This window comes from Flavobacterium sp. K77, from assembly GCF_021608205.1.
GTDB classification, from domain to species: Bacteria; Bacteroidota; Bacteroidia; order Flavobacteriales; family Flavobacteriaceae; genus Flavobacterium; species Flavobacterium turcicum.
In genome coordinates this window covers 84,439-100,761 of record NZ_JAKIHO010000005.1, presented here as the reverse complement: position 1 = coordinate 100,761, position 16,323 = coordinate 84,439, and the positions used below count along the sequence as shown (strand labels likewise).

At 35.6% G+C, this 16,323-nt stretch carries 14 protein-coding genes; 4 read left to right on the top strand and 10 right to left on the bottom strand.

Annotated features, from left to right (window positions below; translation table 11 throughout):
- Window positions 1–52: 52 nt before the first annotated feature.
- Window positions 53–1,579, bottom strand: a complete 1,527-nt coding sequence (purH, locus tag L1S34_RS10495) for a bifunctional phosphoribosylaminoimidazolecarboxamide formyltransferase/IMP cyclohydrolase (protein WP_236363983.1) — start codon at window positions 1,577–1,579, stop codon at window positions 53–55.
- 183 nt (window positions 1,580–1,762) lie between these two features.
- On the opposite strand from purH, the gene L1S34_RS10490 reads away from it, so the two are divergent.
- Both L1S34_RS10490 and L1S34_RS10485 read left to right on the top strand, forming a co-directional pair.
- A complete protein-coding gene (locus L1S34_RS10490) occupies window positions 1,763–3,013 on the top strand; it encodes an ABC transporter permease (protein ID WP_210790877.1) in 1,251 nt (416 codons plus the stop codon).
- A gap of 54 nt (window positions 3,014–3,067) precedes the next feature.
- Entirely contained in the window at window positions 3,068–5,257 is a 2,190-nt protein-coding gene (locus tag L1S34_RS10485; RefSeq protein ID WP_236363982.1) for a TonB-dependent receptor plug domain-containing protein, read from the top strand.
- Window positions 5,258–5,317: 60 nt separating this feature from the next.
- Here the strand turns inward: L1S34_RS10485 and accD are convergent, their stop codons facing one another.
- The 3 genes from accD to tamL all read right to left on the bottom strand — a co-directional run bounded on the left by accD (window position 5,318) and on the right by tamL (window position 9,938).
- Window positions 5,318–6,175: an acetyl-CoA carboxylase, carboxyltransferase subunit beta gene (gene accD, locus L1S34_RS10480; protein ID WP_210790874.1), complete on the bottom strand. Its 858-nt coding sequence runs from the start codon at window positions 6,173–6,175 to the stop codon at window positions 5,318–5,320.
- Between the two features lie 67 nt (window positions 6,176–6,242).
- A complete protein-coding gene (gene fbaA, locus L1S34_RS10475; RefSeq protein ID WP_210790871.1) occupies window positions 6,243–7,310 on the bottom strand; it encodes a class II fructose-bisphosphate aldolase in 1,068 nt (355 codons plus the stop codon).
- Window positions 7,311–7,370: 60 nt separating this feature from the next.
- Window positions 7,371–9,938, bottom strand: a complete 2,568-nt coding sequence (gene tamL, locus L1S34_RS10470) for a translocation and assembly module lipoprotein TamL (RefSeq protein WP_166136007.1) — start codon at window positions 9,936–9,938, stop codon at window positions 7,371–7,373.
- Between the two features lie 36 nt (window positions 9,939–9,974).
- Here tamL and L1S34_RS10465 point away from each other — a divergent pair, with 36 nt between their 5' ends.
- Window positions 9,975–10,700: a TrmH family RNA methyltransferase gene (locus L1S34_RS10465; RefSeq protein ID WP_236363981.1), complete on the top strand. Its 726-nt coding sequence runs from the start codon at window positions 9,975–9,977 to the stop codon at window positions 10,698–10,700.
- Window positions 10,701–10,735: 35 nt separating this feature from the next.
- On the opposite strand, the gene porT is transcribed toward L1S34_RS10465, so the two are convergent.
- From porT to L1S34_RS10445, 4 genes are all read right to left on the bottom strand, one after another.
- On the bottom strand, window positions 10,736–11,452 hold the full coding sequence (porT, locus tag L1S34_RS10460; protein ID WP_166136014.1) for a type IX secretion/gliding motility protein PorT/SprT: 717 nt from the start codon (window positions 11,450–11,452) through the stop codon (window positions 10,736–10,738).
- A gap of 1 nt (window position 11,453) precedes the next feature.
- Entirely contained in the window at window positions 11,454–12,185 is a 732-nt protein-coding gene (gene ubiE / locus L1S34_RS10455) for a bifunctional demethylmenaquinone methyltransferase/2-methoxy-6-polyprenyl-1,4-benzoquinol methylase UbiE (RefSeq protein WP_236363980.1), read from the bottom strand.
- Between the two features lie 568 nt (window positions 12,186–12,753).
- Window positions 12,754–13,239 carry a dihydrofolate reductase gene (locus L1S34_RS10450; RefSeq protein WP_236363979.1) on the bottom strand — a complete coding sequence of 162 codons (486 nt, stop codon included), beginning with the start codon at window positions 13,237–13,239 and terminating at the stop codon, window positions 12,754–12,756.
- A gap of 13 nt (window positions 13,240–13,252) precedes the next feature.
- The gene (locus tag L1S34_RS10445; protein ID WP_236363978.1) at window positions 13,253–13,585 is read right to left on the bottom strand and encodes a 2TM domain-containing protein; all 333 of its coding nucleotides are present in this window, start codon (window positions 13,583–13,585) and stop codon (window positions 13,253–13,255) included.
- A 237-nt stretch (window positions 13,586–13,822) separates the two neighbouring features.
- Between L1S34_RS10445 and L1S34_RS10440 the strand changes: the two genes are divergently transcribed.
- Window positions 13,823–14,119, top strand: a complete 297-nt coding sequence (locus tag L1S34_RS10440) for an isoamylase early set domain-containing protein (protein ID WP_236363977.1) — start codon at window positions 13,823–13,825, stop codon at window positions 14,117–14,119.
- Between the two features lie 24 nt (window positions 14,120–14,143).
- Here L1S34_RS10440 and L1S34_RS10435 read toward each other — a convergent pair whose 3' ends face one another.
- Complete coding sequence (locus tag L1S34_RS10435) at window positions 14,144–14,968, bottom strand: thymidylate synthase (RefSeq protein ID WP_236363976.1); 825 nt, start codon at window positions 14,966–14,968, stop codon at window positions 14,144–14,146.
- A gap of 21 nt (window positions 14,969–14,989) precedes the next feature.
- Window positions 14,990–16,273, bottom strand: a complete 1,284-nt coding sequence (locus tag L1S34_RS10430; RefSeq protein WP_236363975.1) for a metal-dependent hydrolase family protein — start codon at window positions 16,271–16,273, stop codon at window positions 14,990–14,992.
- Window positions 16,274–16,323 lie beyond the last annotated feature (50 nt).

Here is a 16,323-nt window from a genome sequence, read left to right as displayed (position 1 = left end):
AGTTTTTTAAGGGTTAAAAGTTAAAAATTTGTGACGGACAAAGTTAAACAAATTAATGTTTAAAATGACGCGTTCCTGTAAATACCATTGCAAGATTATTTTCGTTACAGTAATTGATGCTTAATTCATCTTTGATCGATCCTCCCGGCTGAATTACTGCTGTGATTCCTGCTTTTTTGGCAAGTTCTACACAATCAGGAAATGGAAAAAAAGCATCACTAGCCATTGAAGCTCCTTGTAAATCAAATCCGAAATTTTTCGCTTTTTCTACAGCTTGCATTAACGCGTCAACTCTTGAAGTTTGTCCCGTACCTGAAGCAATAAGCGTACCGTTTTTAGCAAAAACAATCGTATTTGATTTTGTGTTTTTGCAAATTTTTGAGGCAAAAATTAAATCTTCTATCTCTTGCTCTGTAGGCGCTGTTAGTGTAACGGTTTTTAGGTCCTCTTTAGTATCGGTACTATTATTTCTGTCTTGAACTAAAAGTCCGTTTAAGCATGTGCGTACTTGTTTTTGAGGTAATTCAACTTCATTTTGAACAAGAATGATTCTGTTTTTCTTTTCCTGTAAAATGCTAAGCGCCTCTGCATCAAAAGCTGGAGCAATTACTACTTCGCAAAATAAAGCGTTTATTTCTTGTGCTGTAGCTACATCAACGGTTGTGTTAGCAATTAATACTCCTCCAAAAGCTGAAGTTGGATCGCAAGCCAAAGCTGCTAAATAAGCTTCACGGATTGTTGGTCTTGTAGCTAAACCGCAAGCGTTGTTGTGTTTAAGTATGGCGAATGTAGGTCCTTCGTTTTTAAATTCTTGAATTAAATTAACCGCGGCGTCTACGTCTAATAAGTTATTGTATGAAAGTCCTTTTCCGTGAACTTTATTGAACATACCGTTAAAATCTCCAAAGAAAAATCCTTTTTGATGTGGGTTTTCTCCATAGCGCAGTACTTGACCATTCGCAATACTTTCTTTATAAATGGTTTCGTCAGTATTGAAATAGTTAAAAATAGCTCCGTCATAGTGTGATGACACATGAAATGCTTTTGTAGCAAACAATTTTCTGTCTTCTAATGTTGTAGCTCCGTTTTGTTTAATGATGGTTTCTAAAAATAATCCGTATTGCTCCATCGATGAAACGATTACCGTATCTTTAAAATTCTTTGCTGCTGCACGAATTAAAGAAATGCCACCAATATCAATTTTTTCAATAATGTCAGCTTCGCTTGCGCCAGATGCAACGGTTTTTTCAAATGGGTATAAGTCAACAATTACCAAATCAATTTGAGGAATGTCAAACTCCTTCATTTGCTGTACATCGCTTTCGTTATCTTGACGGTTTAAGATTCCGCCGAAAACTTTTGGGTGCAAAGTTTTTACTCTTCCGCCCAAAATAGAAGGGTATGAAGTAACATCTTCAACGGGTACAACAGGAATTCCTAAATTTTTTATGAAATCTTCTGTACCACCAGTAGAATAAATTGTAACATTTTGACTGTTTAGTTGTCTTACTATCGGTTCAAGTCCTTCTTTTGAGAAGACAGAGATTAATGCCGATTGGATTGTTTTAGTTGTGTTCATTATGTAGTTAGTGTTTTAAGGTGCAAAAATAGTTTTTAAAGTCGAAATTAAAGCATTCGAAATTGAGATATTTGCAAATAAAACGCTTCTATTTTAAGACGCTTTTAAAATCTTGGCGACTCAATACTGAAAAGTCTTTTTAGGGCTTTTTGATCAAATCATTTTAAATACAAAACAAGATATATGTTAGTTTACCTTCGATTATTAAAAGAAAGTTTTGGTTTTGCTATGAATGCCTTAAGCAATAATAAATTGAGAACCTTACTCTCGTTGCTAGGCGTAACCATCGGTATTTTTTCTATCATTGCGGTACTTGCTGCTGTTGATTCTTTAGATCGAAAAATCACGAAAGATCTTAGTAGTTTGGATAAAAATACGATTTACTTAATCAAGTTTTCATTTGGTCCCTCTGACATTCCGCAATGGAAACGCGAGCAATTTCCAAACATCAAATACGATGAGTATACTTATTTGAAAAATTCACTAAATAATGCTGAAGCTATTGCTTTTCAAATTTTTACACGTCGTGAATCGTTAAAATATGATGCGAAAACGGTGAGCGATGTAAATATTGTTCCTTCTTCGCAAGAGTTTATCGATATTCAAGGTTTAGAGTTTGACAAAGGCCGTTTTTATAACGATTCCGAAGCCAATTCAGGTGCATCTGTTATTGTGATTGGAAATGAAATTGCTAATTCATTGTTTGAGGGTGTTGATCCTATTGGGAAAAATATCCGCTTGTATGGCAAACGTTTTACGGTTATTGGAGTATTAAAGAAGGAAGGTGCTGGACTTTTTGGAGACAGTAACGATACAACAGCATACATTCCAGTTAATTTTATACGCCAATTGTATGGTGATAACAATGATTCGCTAACCAATGCTATTTTAATTAAGCCAGAAAGTGGCGTAGATATGGATGCTTTTAAAGGCGAGTTAACGCAAAAATTACGCAATTATAGAGGCTTGAAAGCTGGAGAAATTGATAACTTTTTTATCAATGTTTTTAGTGGTTTTACCGATTTAATTGATGGTATCATTGGTCAAATGAACGTAGTTGGTTGGATTATTAGTGGCTTTTCATTACTTGTTGGTGGTTTTGGAATTGCGAATATCATGTTCGTATCTGTAAAGGAAAGAACCAATTTAATTGGTATTCAAAAATCACTTGGTGCAAAAAATAGGTTTATTTTATTTCAGTTTTTATTTGAAGCAATTATCCTTTCTGTCTTTGGAGGGCTAATTGGTTTATTTTTAGTTTGGATTATTTCTTTTATAGTTACCCAAGCGTTCGATTTTGAATTTGTTCTTGGTATGGGTAATGTGATTTTAGGAACTTCTTTGGCGGCAATAATCGGACTCATATCTGGAATTTTGCCTGCTATTTCGGCGTCTAAACTTGATCCAGTTGAAGCTATTCGTACTGGAATGTAAAAACATATTGAAGTTGATGACTTCCAAATTAATCACCTCCTTAGTTGTTTTTTAATGAAAAATTTTTTCTCCGTTGTAGTGTTACTGTGCACTTTTGTTGGCTTGGCGCAAATGAAAAAAGACACTACAAAATTGGACGATGTAGTGCTTATTCAAAAGATACCGAAGCAAATCTTGAAGTCGCCCTATCAGGTTGATTTTATAACTGCTGCTGATATTGATTTTCAAAATTTCCAAACCACGGCAGAGATGCTTTCTAATTCAGGGGCGCTATTTGTACAAAAATCACAGCAAGGTGGCGGTAGTCCTTCTATCCGCGGTTTTGAGGCAAGTAGAGTGTTACTTGTTGTTGATGGTGTCCGAATGAATAATTTAATTTTTCGGGCAGGGCATTTGCAAAACGTAATTACCGTTGACGAAAGTTTTTTAGACAATGCTGCCATTGTTTACGGGCCAACTTCTACCTTATTTGGTAGTGATGCTTTGGGCGGAACCGTAGCTATGAATACTAAAAATGCTAAGTTCAAATCAGAAGTTGCTAATGCTTTTTCTGGAAATATAGCTTCACGATATAGCAGTGCCAATCAAGAAAAATCAGTTGCTTTGCAGATTAATTATGCAACCAATAATTGGGCTTCCTTTACTGCTTTTTCTTTTAACGACTTCGGAGATTTAAAAATGGGAAAACAAAAAAATCATAATGGTGATTTTTTTGGCGAAAGACCTTTTTTTGTTTCAACTATCAAAGGAGTTGATGTGATTCAGTCTAATGATAACAAGTTTGTACAAAGAAATTCGGGCTACAAGCAATACAATTTAATGCAAAAAATAGCTTACAAGACCGAAAATGGTTTTATGCATGATGCCAATTTTCAATGGTCCACAAGCTCTAACATTCCGCGCTATGACCGATTAACGGAACCAAGTGGGAAAGCAGGTTTACGCCATGCAGAATGGTATTACGGTCCACAAGAGCGTTTGTTGGCAGTCTATTCGTTAAGCAAGAAGAAGTTCTTTTGGAATACTGATGTGCGTACTAGTTTTTCTTATCAAAATGCTAAAGAGAGTAGGCACAACCGACGTTTTGGAGATTACGTTCTGCAAAATCGTTTGGAGAATGTTAATGTATATGGTCTATCGGTTGATTTAACTAAAAAATGGACAGCAGCAACTTTGTTGTATGGACTGGAGTCCTATTATGAAACGCTAAATTCTACCGCTTTTAGTTCCGATTTAAATACCAAGGAGCGAAAAAATATAAGCACCCGTTACCCGAACGGAGCAAATGCGATGTGGCGTTATGATGCCTACGCTTCTTATAATCAAGAGTGGAATTCGAAAACTTTTTTGAATGCAGGTTTGCGTTTAGGATATAGTGGTTTGAATAGTTCTATTGCGGATAATTCCTTCTTTCCATTACCCTTTTCAAAAATTAAACAGCAAAATTTCACTTACAGCGCTAATGTTGGAGTGGTGCGAAATGTATCGAGCAATGTCTCAGTTAAATCGAATTTATCAACAGGATATCGAGTTCCTAATATTGATGATTTAGCAAAGATTTTTGAGACCGTGCGTGGCGTTTTGATCGTTCCTAATGAAGATTTAAAACCTGAAAAAACAGTTACTGCTGATTTGGGTTTTGTATTTCAATCCTCTTCGAAAAAATGGAAGCTGGAACAAACTTATTTTTATACCAAAATGTTTGATGCCATTGTAACGAGTCCGTTTTTATACAACGGACAATCTTCCCTGATTTATGATGGTGCATTGAGTCAAGTATTTGCGAATCAAAACCGCGGGAAAGCATATGTTACGGGAATTTCAACATCGCTTCAAGCGGAACTTGTTACTGCTGTGCAAATGAATGCATCGTTCAATTACAACTTGGGCCGAATTGTATCTAAGCAAAAGTTACTGCCACTCGATCATATTTCACCTTATTTTGGAAAAGTTGGAATCGCTTACACCTACAAAAAAGGTATGATTGAAGGTTATATGTTATACAATGGTAAAAAAGCTTTAAAAGACTATTCGAGCAGCGGTGAAGACAACTTGCAATACGCTCCTGCCAATGGTATTCCTGCTTGGGAATCGTACTCACTCAAATCAAGCTATAAATTGTTTGAAGGGGCGATTTTTTATACCGGTGTCGAAAATATTTTAGACACGCAATACCGAACCTTTTCATCAGGAATTAATGCTCCCGGTCGCAATTTTTATGGAGGTTTGCAATATACTTTTTAATATACAGAAATAAAAAAGCCTGTTTGTGATGAACAGGCTTTTTAGTTTTTAGACATTTAATTAATGTCTAATTTCATTATTTTGGATCAAATCAATGTATAAGTTGATTTTATCTTTCAATTCTTTTCTTGGAGTAATAAAATCTAAGAAACCGTGCTCTAATAAAAATTCTGCTGTTTGAAAACCTTCTGGTAAATCTTTACCGGTAGTATCTCTTACTACACGAGGTCCAGCAAAACCGATTAATGCGCCTGGCTCAGAAATATTAATGTCTCCTAACATAGCGTAAGAAGCGGTAGTTCCACCTGTAGTTGGGTCAGTACATAATGAAATGTATGGTAATTTAGCTTCCGCAAGCTGCGCTAATTTTACAGATGTTTTTGCTAATTGCATCAAAGAGTAAGCCGCTTCCATCATACGTGCACCACCTGATTTTGAAATCATCACAAATGGCATCTTGTTTTTGATAGCGTGGTCAATTCCTCTTGCAATTTTTTCACCAACAACTGCTCCCATAGATCCACCAATAAAGGCAAAATCCATACAACAAATCACCAAATCTTTTCCTTTAGACTTTCCTACACCGGTACGTACAGCATCTTTTAGTTTGGTTTTGTCCATTACATCTTTCAAACGATCTGCATATTTTTTTGTATCCACAAAATGCAAAGGATCTTTGGATGTCATGTTTTTGTCTAACTCCACAAATTCATTGTTGTCAAACAAAATTTGAAAATATTCAGCGCTTCCTATTCTAACATGAAAACCATCTTCTGGACTTACAAATAAGTTGCGAGCCAATTCATCAGCATCAATAATTTTTCCTGTTGGAGATTTGTACCAAAGCCCTTTTGGAATATCCATTTTGTCTTCGGTAGCAGTAGTAATCCCTTTTTCTTTTCTTTTAAACCAAGCCATATTTATTGTTTTTGTTGTTTCAGGTTTAAAGTTTTAATATCCTAAACCTGAAACTATAAACTTTTAATTATAATGTATTCACGTTGTTTAAGTCAGCAAAAGCTTGCTCTAACCTTGCGTTAAAAGTGATTTCACTTTCACGTACCCATTTTCTTGGGTCATAATATTTTTTATTTGGTACATCAGCGCCTTCAGGGTTTCCAATTTGAGATTTTAAATACTCTAAATTGTTTACCATATAGTCACGAATTCCTTCTGTGTAGGCAAATTGTAAATCAGTATCAATGTTCATTTTTACAACACCATAGCTAATTCCTTCTCTAATTTCTTCAAGAGTAGATCCTGATCCTCCGTGGAAAACGAAATCAACTGGATTGTGTCCAGTATTGAATTTATTTTGTACAAAATCTTGTGAGTTTTTCAAGATTTTTGGAGTTAACTTCACGTTTCCTGGTTTGTAAACTCCGTGTACGTTTCCAAAAGCTGCAGCGATTGTAAACTTCGGGCTCACTTTTGATAACTCTTCGTAAGCGTAAGCTACCTCCTCAGGTTGCGTGTATAATTTTGAACTGTCAACATCAGAGTTGTCAACACCATCTTCTTCACCACCAGTAATTCCTAATTCGATTTCAAGTGTCATTCCCATTTTGCTCATACGCTCTAAGTACGTTTTGCAAATTTCGATGTTTTCCTCAATTGGCTCTTCTGATAAGTCAATCATGTGCGAAGAGAATAATGGTTTTCCTGTTTTAGCAAAATGTGCTTCAGAGGCATCTAATAAACCGTCAATCCAAGGCAATAATTTTTTCGCGCAGTGGTCGGTATGCAAAATTACAGTTGCTCCGTAAGCCTCTGCAAGCGTGTGTATGTGTAATGCTCCGGCAACTCCACCAGCAATAGCTGCTTTTTCGCCTGCATTTGACAATCCTTTTCCAGCATTAAATTGCGCTCCTCCGTTTGAGAATTGTATGATAACTGGTGCGTTTAGTTTTGCTGCTGTTTCCAGAACACCATTAATTGTGCTAGAACCAGTAACGTTTACTGCCGGAAGTGCAAATCCTTTTTCCTTAGCATAGTTAAAAATTTCTTGGACTTGATCTCCTGTAGCTACGCCCGGTTTTATGTTGTGTGCCATGGTACTTTTTTTAGTTGTTTTTTTAGTTTTTAGTTCTGCAAAAATAAGAATTAATTAGCATTAGAATGGATAATTTATTCCAAAATTTAAAACTGAGTTGGCAAAGTTGTATTCATTGAACCATCTTTTGCTGCTTTCATTCGCTGGATTATAGGTTTTGAATCCCAAATCAAATCGGATTACAAAGAAACTCAAATCGTATCGCAAGCCAAAGCCGGTACCTAATGCGATATCTTTTAAATCACTAAAGCTTGTAAAAGTTGATTTTTCATCTGTGACATTATCCAGCACGTTCCATATATTTCCGGCATCTGCAAATAATGCACCTTTTAGACTGCCTAAAACTTTAAAACGGTATTCTCCGCTTATTGCAATTTTCATGTTGGCTTCATTAAAATCATCTAATGCGCCACTGCTGCCTGGTCCCAAAGCGTAAGGTTGCCAAGCCCGGTTATCATTTGATCCACCCGAAAAGTAACTTCGTGAGAACGGGATATAATCGGAGTTTCCAAATGGTATGGCAATTCCAAAAAATGATCGGAATGCGAAAATTTTCTCCTTAGTTAAGTCCCAATGTTTGATAAAATCGAATTCAGTTTTAACGTACTCTGAATATTCTAAATTAAAAATCTCATAATTACCGGTAGCATTCTTACGTTGCCCTGATGCTGATGCAAAAGCTGATAATAGTGTGCCTGCCGATTCTAGTTTGGTTTTAAAAAGATAGAAATTGTTGTCAGTTAAATCTTTTTTAGTTGTTTTAGAGAACGTAAAATTGGTTGCCAAAATAAAGTCATTTTCCGTTAGTCGCAAACGGCGTTCTTCAATACTGCGCACAGCCTCAAGATCAGTTTGTTCAAGCGGACGCAAAAAAGTAGCATTTCCAGTCAATACATCATTTGTAAAGCCTTTTGTACCGCGTTCTACCAATAAATTTTGATCTATGGGATTATTGTAATAGGTCGTGTTGGTGTTGTACTTTTTGCTTATTGCGTTTAAAGCATTGTACGATGATCCATAAACATTAAAATAGTTTTGAGGATTTAAGTTTCGGACATATTGCGTATTGATCAAGTCAAATCGTGCGGTGTAGTTTCGTTTAGGAGTCCAATTATAAGTTAGTCCTGTTGTGAAATTTTCTTTATCCAAACCAATATTTTGTTGTTTGGCAAAACCTAGTGTGATTAACGTAGAAGGAATCATGCTTTTAGGAATGATTTTTTCGGTTTTAAAAGGCATGAAAATACGTGGGATGTTAAGTTTTAAATCGACACCATATTCAGACACGTTGAAGAAATTATTTCTGGGATTGGCCAAATCGCGCGACGATCCGATGTTTCCTCGTGCTGCAATTTCGAAAGTTTCTGCTCCATTAAAGATGTTTCTAATCGTTTCAGAGATACTCAAACCAATACCAAAGTCTTGAATGTTAGAATGAGTAAGGTCTAAGGTAGTACCAAAACTATATTTTTTTCGAGGAGTGAGATATACTTTTGCTATTAATGATTGTGCCGTACTGTCGCGTGGGTCAAGTTCATATTGAATAGAGGGATAGTTGAAAATTTTTAAGTTATTCAAATATCTTGTGGTTAGGACTGTTTTATAATCCGCATAGAGCCCGCCTTTATTGATGAAAATGGCATTGGTAATGGCTTTGGGTTTGTATTTTAATTTGTCTTGACTGTATAAATTGAAATTATTAAAAGTTGTACTGTCTTTAAATATTTGTTTGTTGCTATTCGCTTTATAATCGGTGTAAATATTTACATCGCTTATGGTATACAATTTAAAAGGTTCTGTTTTGGTAGAGTCTCCATCTTGATACGAATAATTATTAATCAATAAGTTAATGTTTGCTTTATTGACTTTCTTGATCGTGTCTACTGCAAAAGTGACATAATTTGGCTGAAAATAATAAGCACCATTGTTGCGGAAATTAGTAGTTATTCGATTTTTTTCATTTTCAAAATCTTCTGTTGCATATTGGTTCCCGGATTTGATAAAACTATTGTTGACTGTTAGATTGTAAAGTGAATCAAGTTTAGGAGTCGAAATGGTTTTGCTTAAAGTGTCAAGATAATATCCTTTTCCGGTGTCAATTTGATAGGCAAGACGTGCTTTTTTTGATGGTAAAGTATCAATTGAATAACTGGCATTTACATTAAAAAAACCTTTGTTAAAGTAATAATATTTCAATCGAATAAGCGATTTATCGGCTCGTTCTTTGTCTAAAATTACCGGCGGTTCACCAGTTTTTTTTAAAAAATCATGAATGCCATGGTACCAAAAGGATTTTCCCAATCGGTTGACTTGTTTTTCTGATAACCATTTTGATTTACGCTCCAATTTACCTGGATTAGCAGTAAACTTGGCTTGATAAGTGGAGTCAGGGTTTAAGTTGGCTAAATTGTATAAGTTGAGTCGCAATCGGTAACCCAATAGGGTGCTATTGGGTTTTTGGTACAGTTGATTGGATACGTTTTCATCACGAACAAGCGAATTGTTCACCATGATTTCGTTTTTGGTCAGCAGTAAATTTCCGTCTGGAACTCTTTTTACGGCGTTACATGCGCAAATTAGTATTGCAATTAGAATAAATGCAGTTATTTTTGTAGAAATTTTTTTCAAGAGTTTCCAATATTTAATTCAAAAGTACATTTTTTTATGGTTAGTAAAAACCAATTAAAGCTTATAACGAGTTTGCAGCAAAAAAAATATAGAATAGCTCACCAATTATTTTTTGCTGAAGGCGTAAAAGGCATTCAAGAACTTCTGGATTCAAACTTTGAATTGGAGCATTTGTATACTACACAAGATGATTTTGAAAAAATTCCTGCTGATAAAAGAACTCAAATTAGTAGTGCCGATTTAAAAAAAATGACCGCTTTAGCAACACCTAACTCCTGTCTGGCTTTATTTAAAATACCAAAACCAAAACCGATTTTAGAGCATGGTCTAATTGTAGCGCTAGATGCAATCAGAGATCCGGGTAATTTGGGTACAATTATACGCTTATGTGATTGGTTCGGAATTACCCAACTTATTTGCTCTCCTGAAACGGTGGATAGCTATAATCCAAAGGTGGTGCAAGCTACAATGGGCTCATTAGGAAGGGTGAATTGTTCTTACTTAGACTTGAATGAATTTATTAAAGCAACTGATTTGCCGGTATTTGGTACTTTTATGGATGGTGATTCCATCTATAAAACATCCTTACCTCAAAGCGGTATTATCGTTATGGGTAACGAAGCTAATGGAATTTCATTAGCTATTGAAAATAGTGTGACGCAACGTTTGGCAATTCCTCGTTTTGGTGACTTGCAAAAAACAGAAAGCCTAAACGTAGCAACTGCAACTGCAATTATTTTAAGCGAATTTAGAAGAAGTTAAGATTCTAAACAGAAAAGTTTAGGTTTTAAATTACCTTAGTGGAAACTAAAGTTGATTAAAACAGCTCTAGATTTTAAAGAATCAATATTTCCTGTCCAGGGACTACTGGGGTCGTTGTCACGGATGAGTTCATCGCCGATGCCAAATACGCCGCGAATCGAAGGAGAGAAAATAAAATACTCCGAAAAAATATCGATACCAAATCCAAGCTCATAATTAGTTGTCCAAGATTTTACCCGAAAACGCTGCTGGAAATTGTCATCAGCTAGTTTGGCATTACTTGACAAATTTAAAGTAGCAGATAATCCTCCTAATGCATAAGGTCTCACATTACCTGTACGTAGCGATGAGAATTTTAGTAACAGAGGAAAATGAATATAGGTGCTATTCACTTCACGCAACGCATCGCTTGGTGAGTCAAAAGCACTATTTGGTGGATAATATAAGTCTCTTTTGGTATAATACAACCCCGGCTCAAAGCGCAAGTTGATGTACTCCTGTAATCGAAGATCACCAATAATACCAACATTAAACCCAGTTGATTTTTTTACGAGAATATCTTGCGTCAGGCTCTTGTAATCAATTTTAAAATCGAAATTATTAAACCCCAAATAAAACCCGTAGTAGATTTTTTTTTGTTGAAAATTTTCAAGGTTGACTATAGGATCCTTCCCAAAAATACCTTGAGATTTCTGACTATAGCTCAGTGAACCGATACCAATAAAAAACAGAATAGCAAATACTTTTTTCATATTACTTTTTAGAAGCAGAATAAATGGTAGCTACACCAAAAGTTTGTGGCATGGCTTTAACATCTATAAACCCTGTTTTTCGTAAAATATTGTTCAAAGCTTCGCCATAAGGAAATGCCGCTGCCGATTCAGAGAGATAACCGTATGCTGCATTGTCTTTAGAAAACATTTTACCTACTAACGGCAAAATATTTTTACTATAAAATTGATAGCCTTGTTTGTAAGGTGTTTTGTCTGGTACTGAAGTCTCTAATATTACAAAAACGCCATCTGGTTTTAAAACACGTAAAATTTCAGCCAAACCTTTTTCTAGATTTTCAAAATTACGAACGCCAAATGCTACAGTTATAGCATCAAAATAATTGTCCTCAAAAGGCATTTTCTCAGAGTCCCCTAATACCATCTCTATGGTGTTAGATAGTTTTTTTTCAGCGATTTTTTTTACGCCTACTTCAAGCATACCAGCTGAGATGTCAAGACCAATGATTTTTTTTGCACTTGTTTGTGCCATCAATATTGCAAGATCGCCTGTACCAGTAGCAATGTCTAAAATAATTTCAGGATTGGATTGCGCTACCAATTGCAACACCTTTTTGCGCCATTTAATATCGATTCCAAATGAAATAACGCGGTTTAAATTATCGTAATTTCCAGAAATGGTATCGAACATTTGAGCTACTTGCTCTTTCTTGCCTAAAGCAGAGTCTTTATAGGGAGTGATCTTTTGTGACATGTTTTTAATTTGTACAAAGATATGATAAACCAGCAGATTTACAGTGCGCTTTACTTATTTGAAATGGTTTTTATTTATGAAATGTTAGTTTTTTAAACTAAAAATGAGCAGTGAAAATTTTTTGAAATATCACTAAAAGTGGGTATTGTTTCTCTTGTATATTATGTACAAATTTGTATTTCAAGAAAGAATCTATATTAAATGATTACAAAAGAGTGGGTGGGCCAAATCAAATGGATAATTATTGCGTTTCTTATTTCATTTGTTCTTGTTAGTGGTTTTGAGCATGCGACTCTAAAAAACAGTTTGCATGTACAAACGCAACATACGTTCTTAGGATTAAATTTGTTTTTGGAAATTTTAATTTTTTTTGTCTTTAGTGCCTTCGTGGTATTTGGTATTAAGGGCTTCTTTGAGATGTATTCTCGAAGATCTTCAAACATGATACTTACCATTTCTGGTGGTTTGTTAGTGCTTGTAATTTTTATTTTATGTTATCAAATACTCTTTCAAGAGTAGCTCACCTCTCTTTCTTAAAAAAAAAACATCCTCATTGGGATGTTTTTTTTTACTCTATTCTTTCGTAGCTCTCAAAACTATAATCATATTGGTGTTTTTCATCCTTGCTGTGATGTTCACTGTTCTTAAGTTTCCATTGTTTTGGGTCTATCTCAGGGAAATAGGCATCCGCTTCAAAGGTGTGATGTACTTTAGTTAAGTCCAGTTTATCGGCAATTGGCAATGCCAAATTATAAATTTCGCCACCACCAATAATAAACACATCTTTATTAGTAGGACATACGGATAGCGCTTCTTCAAGACTTGACACTACAATGCAATCGGTTGCTTTATAATCTTTTTGGCGAGTAATAATTACATGTGTTCTATTGGGAAGTGGTTTAGGAAAACTTTCAAATGTTTTTCTTCCCATAATAATGTGGTGTCCAGTAGTGATGGCTTTAAAACGTTTAAAATCATGGGGTAAGTGCCATAATAAATCATTGTTTTTACCTAGTGCATTGTTTTCGGCAACAGCCGCTATCATTATAATCATGTCAGGTGTGGGCTTATTTTAATTCGTTGTTAGCTACTTTCGTTTCGAGTTCTTTGATTTTTTTTTGCTGCAAGGCGACGAGACGCTCTATTTGATCTCTTTCCCAGTTTTTATTCATGAAACGATCAGTTATAAACACTTTAATAAAATGCAAAATGAATAAAAATAGCCATAGCGTTATTACATAGAGGTACGAATTTTGAATTAGTGGATTTTCAGATAATAGGCTGGTTATAAACAAGAGTAAACTCCCTAAAACAAAAACTACAAAATGAAAATATAGCCGTTTTTTTTGTTTTATTCGGCGTCTTGCATATTCGTATTGTTCGTGTATTTCTTTTTCCATTGCGCTACTTTTAGATTATAAAGGTAAAATTTATTTTGCAAAGTCACTATTCTTGACTCAGGATTCTTGGTAATGAAAACGATTTCTGATTTTGATTTAAAAATTTAAAGCAATTAAAATTACATAATTAATTATAAAGTGGGAGTGTTTTGTTTAAGTTGCTAAATCGATGTCTTGCTGTGGTTTGCTCGTTTTGTTTTGCTTACTTTGTGATAGTAAATTATAAATGAAATAGTTATGGCCATTAAAAAACAATTTGTAAAAACAAAACCCGTTTGCAAAGTAACATTTTCAGTAGCTGCGAAGGAAGCTGAACAAGTTGCAGTTGTAGGAGACTTTAATAATTGGGACTTGGAGCAAGGCACTATGAGTAAGTTGAAAAACGGAACCTTCAAAACGGTACTCGATTTGAATAAAGATGCTGTATACGAGTTTAAATATATAATCGACGGAGAGTATATTAATGAACCGGAAGCCGATTCTTTTAAATGGAATGCTTTTGCAGGAAATGAAAATGGTGTTTTAGTAGTTTAATCTAAAACACCATTTTTTATTTGGTTAAACCGCTACGCTTCCTTTTATGGTTGGGTGCGGGTCATAACCCTCTAAAGTGAAATCGTCGTAACTGAAATCAAAAATATTTTTGATGGCAGGGTTTAGAATCATTTTTGGTAGCGGTCTCGGTTCGCGAGATAACTGTAACTCGAGCTGTTCGAAATGATTGTTATAAATATGCGCATCGCCAAAAGTGTGGATGAATTCTCCCGGTGCCAAATCACAAACTTGAGCTATCATCATTGTCAGTAGGGCATAGGATGCAATGTTAAAAGGCACTCCTAAGAAAATGTCGGCACTACGTTGGTACAGTTGACACGACAATTTGCCATCTGCAACATAAAACTGAAAAAAGGCGTGGCAAGGAGGCAATGCAGCTTTGTTATTGGCTACATTTTCCTCGAAGGATGTTTTTGTATCTGGTAAAACTGATGGGTTCCAAGCTGAGACTAACATTCTACGGCTATTTGGATTTGTTTTTAACTCCTGAATTAGATCAGCAATTTGATCGATTTCTTCACTATTCCAATTGCGCCATTGGTGACCGTACACAGGGCCAAGATTTCCGTTGCTATCCGCCCAAGCATCCCAAATTTTAACACCCTGTTCTTGTAGGTATTTAATATTGGTGTCGCCTTTTAAAAACCACAATAATTCATGAATAATTGATTTTAGGTGCAGTTTTTTGGTAGTCACCATTGGGAATCCTTCGTTCAAATCAAATCGCATTTGGTAACCAAAAACACTTTTGGTTCCTGTTCCTGTTCGATCTCCTTTTTGACAACCGTTTTCCATTACGTGTCGCACTAGGTCTGTATATTGTTTCATTGGTGAATGCTCTGAATGTAATTATTTTTTATAAATTTTACCGTCTTTCATAACAAAGACTACTTTTTCTAGAGTTTTGATATTCGTTAGGGGACTTTCGTCAACTGCAATGATATCGGCTATAAATGATTCTTTAATTTGACCAAGTTCGGTATCCATGCCCAATAATAATGCGTTAGTAATTGTAGCTGATTGGATTGAAGCTAGCGCTGGCATTCCCGCATCGACCATGTATCCAAATTCTTTTGCATTGTTGCCATGTGCAAAAACGCCTGCATCGGTTCCAAAGGCAATTTTTACGCCTTTTTTATACGCTTTGGCAAATGTAGTTTTTAGTTGCGGTCCTACTTCTTTTGCTTTTGGGACTACTACTTCAGGATAATAACCGCTAATTTCAGCATTTTTTTCTACTTCTCTTCCAGCGCTGAGAGTTGGAACTAGGTAACTGTCGTATTTTTTCATGAGCTCCATAGTCTCTTCACTCATGAAAGTGCCGTGTTCAATGGTTTTAATGCCGCCCAAAATAGCGCGTTGCATTCCTTCGTCACCATGAGCATGAGCTGCGGTTAGCATCCCGTAATCTTTAGCGGTTGCCGTGATGGCTTTTACTTCTTCTAAAGTGAATTGTGGGTTTTTACCATTTTTCGCTACGCTCAATACGCCTCCTGTTGCAGTAATTTTAATTACATCCGCACCTTCTTTGTAACGTTCACGTACAGCTTTTACTGCTTCTTCAGGTGAGTTGATTACACCCTCGTGTGGACCAGGATCACCAACTAGTTTGCGGTTGCTACCATTTGTAGGGTCGGCGTGGCCACCAGTGGTTGCTATGGCTTTTCCTGCTGTGAAAATACGAGGACCTTTTACCACTCCTTTGTTAATTGCGTTTCGAACAGAGATATTTACCCCTGTTCCGCCTAAGTCACGAACAGTAGTGAAGCCTGCCAATAGCGTAACTTCGGCACAGCGAACGGCTTCAAAAGCTACGTCGGCTTCGTTTTCTAGATATTTGGATAGGTAACTTTTGGTGTTGTTTTCTCCTTCAATATGAACGTGTAGGTCGATTAATCCTGGTAAGATGTATTTGTTTCTTAAGTCAACTTCAATATCAGTAGATTTTGCTTTGGGTTGAAAGCCATCTTGAATTTTGACTATCTTATTTTTGGATACGACAATAGTTTGGTTGCTCGATTCTTTTCCGGTTTGAGTGTTCAGGATTTTACCGCAATGCAGGTAGTAATCTTGTGCAAATGCTGATGCACTCAAAAGCAGCGTAGCAATATAAAAGTGTAATTTGATTTTCATGGTTTAATGATTTGGTTCATGCTTAAAACCAAAGATATAAAAAAATGAAG

Coding starts and splice junctions, on each gene's coding strand:
- accD (WP_210790874.1), bottom strand. CDS start 6,175: ATGGCTTGGTTTAAAAGAAAAGAAAAAGGGATTACTACTGCTACCGAA.
- L1S34_RS10490 (WP_210790877.1), top strand. CDS start 1,763: ATGTTAGTTTACCTTCGATTATTAAAAGAAAGTTTTGGTTTTGCTATG.
- L1S34_RS10450 (WP_236363979.1), bottom strand. CDS start 13,239: ATGATTATAATGATAGCGGCTGTTGCCGAAAACAATGCACTAGGTAAA.
- purH (WP_236363983.1), bottom strand. CDS start 1,579: ATGAACACAACTAAAACAATCCAATCGGCATTAATCTCTGTCTTCTCA.
- L1S34_RS10430 (WP_236363975.1), bottom strand. CDS start 16,273: ATGAAAATCAAATTACACTTTTATATTGCTACGCTGCTTTTGAGTGCA.
- L1S34_RS10445 (WP_236363978.1), bottom strand. CDS start 13,585: ATGGAAAAAGAAATACACGAACAATACGAATATGCAAGACGCCGAATA.
- fbaA (WP_210790871.1), bottom strand. CDS start 7,310: ATGGCACACAACATAAAACCGGGCGTAGCTACAGGAGATCAAGTCCAA.
- L1S34_RS10465 (WP_236363981.1), top strand. CDS start 9,975: ATGGTTAGTAAAAACCAATTAAAGCTTATAACGAGTTTGCAGCAAAAA.
- ubiE (WP_236363980.1), bottom strand. CDS start 12,185: ATGTCACAAAAGATCACTCCCTATAAAGACTCTGCTTTAGGCAAGAAA.
- L1S34_RS10435 (WP_236363976.1), bottom strand. CDS start 14,968: ATGAAACAATATACAGACCTAGTGCGACACGTAATGGAAAACGGTTGT.
- L1S34_RS10440 (WP_236363977.1), top strand. CDS start 13,823: ATGGCCATTAAAAAACAATTTGTAAAAACAAAACCCGTTTGCAAAGTA.
- L1S34_RS10485 (WP_236363982.1), top strand. CDS start 3,068: ATGAAAAATTTTTTCTCCGTTGTAGTGTTACTGTGCACTTTTGTTGGC.
- porT (WP_166136014.1), bottom strand. CDS start 11,452: ATGAAAAAAGTATTTGCTATTCTGTTTTTTATTGGTATCGGTTCACTG.